The 7,623-nt window shown below is 48.4% G+C and carries 5 protein-coding genes; 1 reads left to right on the forward strand and 4 read right to left on the reverse strand.

Annotated features, from left to right (window positions below; genetic code table 11):
- From NG833_RS20685 to NG833_RS20700, 4 genes are all read right to left on the reverse strand, one after another.
- A partial coding sequence (locus NG833_RS20685) for a hypothetical protein (protein WP_254567163.1) occupies positions 1-1,430 on the reverse strand: 1,430 nt, incomplete at its 3' end.
- Positions 1,431-1,515: 85 nt separating this feature from the next.
- Entirely contained in the window at positions 1,516-3,048 is a 1,533-nt protein-coding gene (locus NG833_RS20690) for a hypothetical protein (protein WP_254567164.1), read from the reverse strand.
- A gap of 66 nt (positions 3,049-3,114) precedes the next feature.
- Positions 3,115-4,692, reverse strand: a complete 1,578-nt coding sequence (locus tag NG833_RS20695) for a hypothetical protein (RefSeq protein WP_254567165.1) — start codon at positions 4,690-4,692, stop codon at positions 3,115-3,117.
- Between the two features lie 105 nt (positions 4,693-4,797).
- Positions 4,798-5,748: an ABC transporter ATP-binding protein gene (locus tag NG833_RS20700; RefSeq protein ID WP_254567166.1), complete on the reverse strand. Its 951-nt coding sequence runs from the start codon at positions 5,746-5,748 to the stop codon at positions 4,798-4,800.
- A gap of 345 nt (positions 5,749-6,093) precedes the next feature.
- Here NG833_RS20700 and NG833_RS20705 point away from each other — a divergent pair, with 345 nt between their 5' ends.
- Positions 6,094-7,395 carry a folylpolyglutamate synthase/dihydrofolate synthase family protein gene (locus tag NG833_RS20705; RefSeq protein WP_254567167.1) on the forward strand — a complete coding sequence of 434 codons (1,302 nt, stop codon included), beginning with the start codon at positions 6,094-6,096 and terminating at the stop codon, positions 7,393-7,395.
- Positions 7,396-7,623: the final 228 nt, after the last annotated feature.

The following is a 7,623-nucleotide window of genomic DNA, read 5'->3' on the forward strand; positions in this document are numbered from 1 at the left end:
AGATGCCCTAGGAATGCCATAAAGATTGGGGTTGTAGAGGCGAATTCTAGACCGAGTAAGGAGAGGACGGAAAGCAGATAGAGTTCTGGGATGGTTTGGGGTTGTGCTCCGAATAGGGCTAGGGTGAGTAGGGGGACGCCGATCGCCGCCGCCACAACGCCAGTCGCCCACAATGCTCGCTTTTTGGATTTGAGCAACAGCATGATTTGAGCCAGGACCGCATAAATCGCCGTCAAGATGACGTAGAAGCCGACTGCGGCGATCGCCTGCAATTTCGGGAGCATCCCCTGGGGCCATAACAGGACCCAGGGAATGAAAACCAGGGCGACGATGGTGGCACAGATGGCGATCGCCACAGGGGCCGGACTTTTTTCGCCCCAGATTAAATCTTGTAACACCGATTGACGGTTGGCTTGGTGAGCATAACGGGCCCAATCCAAGAGGGTTTGTCGCGGCGGTGAGAGGGCGGCAATCAGACCCAACAATAAGAATAAATTCAGAGTCGAGATAAAAAACAGGCGGTCAAACCATAAATAAATGGCTAAGTCTGACTTGACAGAGGACGTTACTAATCCTAACAAGAGGATATTCAAGCAAAAAACCAAGGCATAACTTTGTTTTTTGCTAATCATTGTGGCGGCAGGATTGCGAAATCGTCGATGCAATCCTTGCCAAATCCAGTAGGTAAAAATGGCACAATTGAGTAAAGCAAATAGCCGAACGTTGAAGAGATTATCTCCATTTAAAGTGAAGCCAAACCAGTGGTGTGTTGCCCAATCTTTTCCATAGTAATAGAATTCATGATACATTAACCACCACAGCGTTCCCAGGGTTAAACCGGCCCCAACCAAGGCTTGATGACCTCCCATTAAGGTAAAAAGCGCCGCCGCACTATAAAACAGACCGCAAAGGGCCGTTAGGACGACATAGAAACTCAACACTTCCACGAGGGGAATTTGGGCCACCATTGCGGTGATGGCATAACTCGGTAAGGCGATCGCCACGGCGAGGTAAAGTAACACCGGCACGCCGAGCAGTTTTCCGATTAAAATGCTCTGACTCGACTGGGGACTGACGCGAATAAAATTCAACGTTCCCCGGCGTTCTTCTCGTGCCAAATCGGCAATCAGCAGATAGACTCCCCCGCTGACTAGCACCAGGGGCAAAATCCAATAGAACACCTGATTTAAGTCTTCCCACCACTGGAGCAAATTGAAGAGACAATAGCCATTGTTTTGGGATATACAATAAGCTCCATAGTGGGCATCCGGTGCGGGAATTTGGCTGATGAAGACTAGAACAATTAAAAGTTGAGCAACGATGGAAAGCCCCACTGATAAGGTGACATTTCGCGATGTTAATCGACCTTTTAATTCCCGGACAAACTGGGGATTCCATTCCCCGATATGATTCATTAAACGACTGGTCATTGAAGTATTTCCTGAAAAAACAACAACATCTAAAAAAGGGAGGATAAAGAGAGGGTGAATCCCTCCTTTTTGAAGAATCAAAGGATTAATTAACTTTTCTACCCATGAGGAGGGCTTTGGTGGCAGACTCTCCAGCTAGATTGAGTTGCTGACGTAACTTGAAAGAGAGTCCCGCTAAGATGGCGAGATGCGTTAGGAATGCCATGAAAATGGGGGTCGTAGTGGCGTATTCTAGGCCAACTAAGGAGAGGATGGAGAGCAGAAAGAGTTCGGGGATGGTTTCGGGTTGTCCTCCGAATAGAGCGAGGATGAGCAGGGGGACGCCGATCGCCGCCGCCACAACGCTAGTCGCCCACAATGCTCGCTTTTTCGATTTGAGCAATAGCATGATTTGAGCCAGGACTGCATAAATTGCGCTCAAGATGACGTAGAAGCCGATCGCGGAAATCGCCTGCAATTTAGAACTCATTTCCAGGGGCCATAACAGGACCCAGGGGATGAACATGAGGGCGGTGATGATGGCACCGATGGCGATCGCCACTGGGGCCGGACTTTTTTCTCCCCAAATTAAATCTTGTAACACCGATTGACGGTTGGCTTGGTGAGCATAACGCGCCCAATCCAAGAGGGTTTGTCGCGGCGGGGAGAGGGCCGCAATCAGACCCAAAAATAAGAATAAATTCAGGGTGGCGATCAAACCCAGGCTGGTAAACCATCGATAAGCTGATACCCCTGAGTCTACAGAGGGCGTCACGAACCCTAACAAGAGGAAATTCCAGCAAAAAACAAAGGCATAACTTTGTTTTTTGTTGATGATTGTGGCTGTCGGGTTGCGAAATCTTCGATGCAATCCTTGCCAAATCCAATAGGTCCAAATGGCACAATTGCCTACCGCAAATAGCTGAAGGTTCAAGAGATTATCCTGGTTAAAGGTAAAATCAAACCATTGTAGTGGACCCCAATAGGAGTAATCCGATTGAAGATGCATTCCAAACCACAACATCCCCAGGGTAATCCCAGCCCCAACGAAGGCTTGTTGACCTCCCATTAAAGCAAACAGCACCGCCGCGCTGTAAAATAAACCGCAAAGGGCGGCTAGGAGGAGATAGAAGCTGAACACTTCCAAGAGGGGAATTTGGGCAAAAGTTGCCGAAATTGCATCCATCGGTAAGGCGACTGCAACGGCGAGGTAAATTAACACCGGAACCCCGAGCAATTTTCCGATTAAAATACTCTGACTCGACTGGGGACTGACGCGAATAAAACTCAAAGTCCCCCGTCGTTCTTCCCGCGCCAAATCTGCAATCAGGAGATAGACTCCCCCGCTCAACAGCGCCAGGGGGAAAATCCAATAAAACACATAATTTAAGTCTTTCCACCACTCAATCCAATCGACGGCGAGACAATAGTAATCTTGTTCAACTAGACAATAATGGCCGGAGTAGTATTGGTTATCAAGTGAAGGAATTTGGTTGATGAAGATGAAAAAAATAACCAGTTGAGTCAGGACGGATAACCCCACAGCAAAGGTCACGTTACGCCCGGTCAATCGACCTTTTAATTCCCGAACAAACTGGGGATTCCATTCCCCGAGACGATCCATTAAATGATGGGTCATTGAAGTATTTCCTGAAGGAACAACAATATCTAAAAAAGGAAGCATCAAGAGAGGCTGAATCCCGGTTTAAACTTTGGGAGCGATTTGCGTGGGATTGGCAGCAAATAGCAATTTAGAATGGGATGCACCGGCTCGATTAAGTTGATGGTTGAGGGTGAGGGTTAAGGCAGCCATCGCCGCAAACTGACCTAATAAGCTGAAAAATGTAGCCATTGCCGATGCTTCCGTGAGGGCAAACCAGGGTGAACCGAAGACGAACAGCATCCATAACGTGGTGTTGACAGAAACAGTTTGGAAGAATAAGCCGAATACCAGGGGCGGTAAACTCAGGGTAACCATCACCATTCCCATCGAAAGGAGTCCGGGCTTGGGGAATTTAATCAAGTACAAAGACTGGGCGATCGCACTATAAATCCAGATTAAATTTAACGTCATCAGCAGGGCTAATCCGGTTGTTACTAGGGCAGAAAATCCGCCTTCGCACAGGAGAATCGCAGGCATCCAAAGGGCGGCCACAATTCCTAAATTAATGGCGATCGCCACCACCGACGGACTTTTTTCGCCCCAAATCCAATCCTGCCATTTAGAGTAGGAATGTTTAACCCCTTGCCGCCGATCTTCATGAGCATACCGCGCCCAATCTAAGAGAGTTTGTCGTTGGGGAGAAATCGCCGGAATAATCAACAAAAATATCCCCACCGTTAAGATAGACATCCCAAACATCATCGGCATCAAAGTCTCTTCGATATGAGCTTGATTCATCACAGGATAGAAAAACCCCAGAATCCAAACTTGAAGGCTGGCTAGTACCCCATAACTTTGAGCCTTAGTTAATAACGTACCCTGGGGATTCTTGAACTGCCGATTCAGTCCTTGCCAAATCCAGTAATTTCCCACGAATAAGCTGATGAATAGCCAGGAAAATCCCAAGTGATAATTTCTGCCGAGATCTTCCCATAAAAACCACTTAAATCCCACCCATTTAAACTTGTTTTCATCCCAGCTAAAGTAGTACAAAATAAACGAGACAAAACTGGAACCCAACCAACCGGCCAAAACACTACTGACGACGGGTTGATATTGACCTTTGGCCACAAATAAGGTATTGAGAAGGGATGCCATATATAGAAAAGTCCCCAAGGCAGCGATCGCCGAATAAAAACCGAAAACCCACCCGAGGGGAACACCGGCGGCGATCGCACCGATCAAATGTAAGGGAATCGTCAACCCGACTCCCAGGTACAAGAGAACCGGAACCCCGAGCAATTTACCGAGCAAAATGTTTTGACTGGTTCGCGGACTTAACCGCAGGAAATTGAGAGTTTCTCGCCGTTGTTCTTTCACCAAATCGCTACTTAACAAATAGACGCCTCCGGCGAATAACAGTAACGGCAGCATAAAGCTGAGAATATGAAAGATAATCTCCCACTGAATGACCATTTCATACTGTTGACAGTATCCGCCAGCATCTTCAGACCAGGCAATACAATTTTGCTCAGAAGAACCCCCAACGATGACGCACTGACTAATGGCCGATAACAACAAAACAATTCCCACCGAACGGCGATTCAAGCGCCCTTTTAATTCTCGAACGAACTGGGGATTTCCTTCTCCCAAGTTTTCTAATAATTTTGTAGACATCATTTCTGACCTTCTTTGATGATTCTTAACGCTTCAACATCCTTCAACATCAATGCCTAACTCTGAGTAAAAATTTCAGTCAGACCCAACCCAACCCATTGCTCGGGTTTAAGACGCCTGTTGATGCCCTAATTTCAGGAAAATCGTTTCCAAATCTTCCTGGGTCGAGTGAAATTCATGCAATGGAATCCCAGCCTCCACCAGCGATCGCAACAAATTGGCACTCTCTTCCGGAGTCCCCGCAAAATGGACCCGCAAAGTTTTGCCATCGTGATTGACCTCCCATCCCTCCACTTGCGGAAACTGTTTCAGTTCTCCTTCCAATGCCTCTAACTTACCCAAAGTCGAGATTAAAATTTGCTGGCGACTCAAGCGCTGGTAAAGTTCTTTTAAAGGCGCACTTTCCACCAAATATCCGAGTTCCATAATGCCCACCGATGTGCACAATTCCGCCAAATCACTCAACACATGAGACGAAATCAAAATGGTCATCCCCGCTTCGCGCAGGGTCTTGATAATTTCCCGGAACTGCATTCGGGCGATGGGGTCTAACCCTGAAACTGGCTCATCAAGTAGCAGTAAAATCGGTTCATGGACAATCGTTCGCGCCAGAGAAAGCCGCTGTTTCATCCCTCGGGACAAGGTGGCGATCGAACTCTTACGCTTATTCTCTAATTGAACTAATTCCAATACTTCATAAAGACGCTGACTGCGCCGGGGTTCCCGCAGATAATAAAGTCGGGCAAAATAGTCCAGATAGTCCCAAACGGTTAAATCATCATACAGGGGAAAATCATCAGGCAAATAGCCGAGGCGACGTTTCAGGGTGGGGTTATGACTATCCCGCAAGAGGCGTTCCCCATTGATATAAATTTCCCCAATGGTGGGTTCCTCTGCCGTCGCCAGCATTCGGATTAAGGTCGTTTTTCCGGCACCATTGGGTCCGATCAGTCCATAAACTTCCCCGGGACCGACTTGTAAATGAACGTCATTAACCGCGATATGTCGGTCAAATTGCTTAGTGAGTCCACGAGTATCGATTGCCAGTTCTGTTGCCATAAGTGCTGGACCTTGAGATCGTTAAAGGGTGACTTATCTGCTAGGCTAACCTCTCCCTAGGGCGATCGTCAGTAGTGTTTCACAAATTGCTACAGGAGGACCTGATTGTTCTGGAAGGAGTCGGGGAACAATATCGGGTCTCGGCAGCACTCTGGCTTGATAGATGATAGCCTTGGATACGCTTATTCCCGTACATTTTTGGGAGTGCGAGCATCTTGCTCGCTATTTTCCTAGGGAGCAAGATGCTCGCACTTCTTAATAGCATCTGTACCCCAGGAGTCCGTGAACCGCTATAGTGGAGTTTCTTAACCAAAATGGGTCTAACTTTCACGAGATTGGGTGGCAATGGCACTGGCAACTGTGGATTCTCTCCTCTCCTCCTTTGGACGCTTTGGCGTCGAACTCGGCCTCGATCGCATCAAACGACTTTTAAATGATTTAGGCAATCCCCACCACAGCGTTCCCTTGATTCATGTCGCCGGAACCAATGGAAAAGGGTCTGTCTGTGCCTATCTTTCGGCCATTCTCATGGAAGCGGGGTATCGCGTCGGGCGCTATACCTCGCCGCATTTGGTGGATTGGACGGAACGAATCTGTGTGAATGACAGCCCCATTTCTGAACAAGGGTTGCAGGAGGTTCTCATCCAAGTCATTGAGGCGATCGACCCGGCAGCGCCTTCTCCGACCCAGTTTGAAGTGATTACTGCCGCAGCTTGGCTATATTTTGCCCAACAACAGCTTGATGTGGCGGTGATGGAAGTGGGACTCGGGGGCCGCTTGGATGCGACCAATGTTTGCGATCGCCCTCTGGTGACGGTGATTACCTCAATTAGTTGGGAACATTGGCAACGCCTTGGCCCTACCGTGGCCGATATTGCCCGGGAAAAAGCCGGTATTCTCAAACCGGGATGTCCCGCCATCGTCGGACCCTTACCCCCGGAAGCAAAAACTGTGGTCGATCGCCGGATTGCGGAACTCAACTGTCCCGCGCAATTTCCGGAACCCGCCACTCCTATCCCCATGCCACGGGGATGGGTGCAGACTCAAGAACTCTCCTATCCTCAGATTCTCCCCGGTGAAGCGCAATTGATTAATTCTGCCCTAGCTGTCGCCACGGTACAAACCCTCAGAGCACAGGGATGGCAAATTTCCGACGAGGCGATCGTAGAGGGAATGGCCAAAACCCAATGGCCGGGGCGTCTCCAGTGGGTGATTCGAGACCATCGCCCCCTGCTGATTGATGGTGCGCATAATGCGGCAGCAGCCCAAATCCTCGGTCATTATGTCCAGAGTCTCAACGCCCCTGAGACCCGCCCTAACATCCCAGAAGGGGCCTCGCGACCAAGGGTCACCTGGGTGATGGGAATGCTCTCCACCAAAGACCATTCCGGTATCTTCAGAGCCTTGCTGCGATCGGGAGACAACTTATACTTAGTTCCAGTCCCCGATCATGACTCGGCTAAACCGGAAGATTTAGCCACCCTTGCCCGAAATATCTGTCCTGAATTAGAGGAAATTCGCTGTTATTCTGACCTTTTTCTAGCTTTAAAAGAAGCCTTGCAACTCGAAAGTAACCTAACCGTTTTATGTGGGTCTCTTTATTTGCTGGGATATTTTTTGGGTGAAACCCAGAAGCAAAAAGGATGAATGGGGAAGGATTAGAAAAAATATTCCCCAGCATAAAACTGGGGAGAAAAAGTTAAGGACTCAGGGATTTGCATAAAAAAAATTCTGCATTAGGGGATTCCAACAAATAAATCATCCTTGCTTTGATGCGATCGCACCTAACAAGGCTCTTTTAGCCCGCGCAGGCACCGCTTTGTCCGTGTAGCCCCAGGCTTGAGCCTGCGGGTTTTTTGAAGGTTTTATTTTTTG

This window comes from Oscillatoria sp. HE19RPO (assembly GCF_024220515.1).
Classification (GTDB): domain Bacteria; phylum Cyanobacteriota; class Cyanobacteriia; order Cyanobacteriales; family Laspinemataceae; genus Laspinema.

Excerpts from the sequence above, each read along its gene's own strand:
- NG833_RS20690 (WP_254567164.1), bottom strand. The coding sequence starts at position 3,048 with ATGACCCATCATTTAATGGATCGTCTCGGGGAATGGAATCCCCAGTTT.
- NG833_RS20695 (WP_254567165.1), bottom strand. The coding sequence starts at position 4,692 with ATGATGTCTACAAAATTATTAGAAAACTTGGGAGAAGGAAATCCCCAG.
- NG833_RS20700 (WP_254567166.1), bottom strand. The coding sequence starts at position 5,748 with ATGGCAACAGAACTGGCAATCGATACTCGTGGACTCACTAAGCAATTT.
- NG833_RS20705 (WP_254567167.1), top strand. The coding sequence starts at position 6,094 with ATGGCACTGGCAACTGTGGATTCTCTCCTCTCCTCCTTTGGACGCTTT.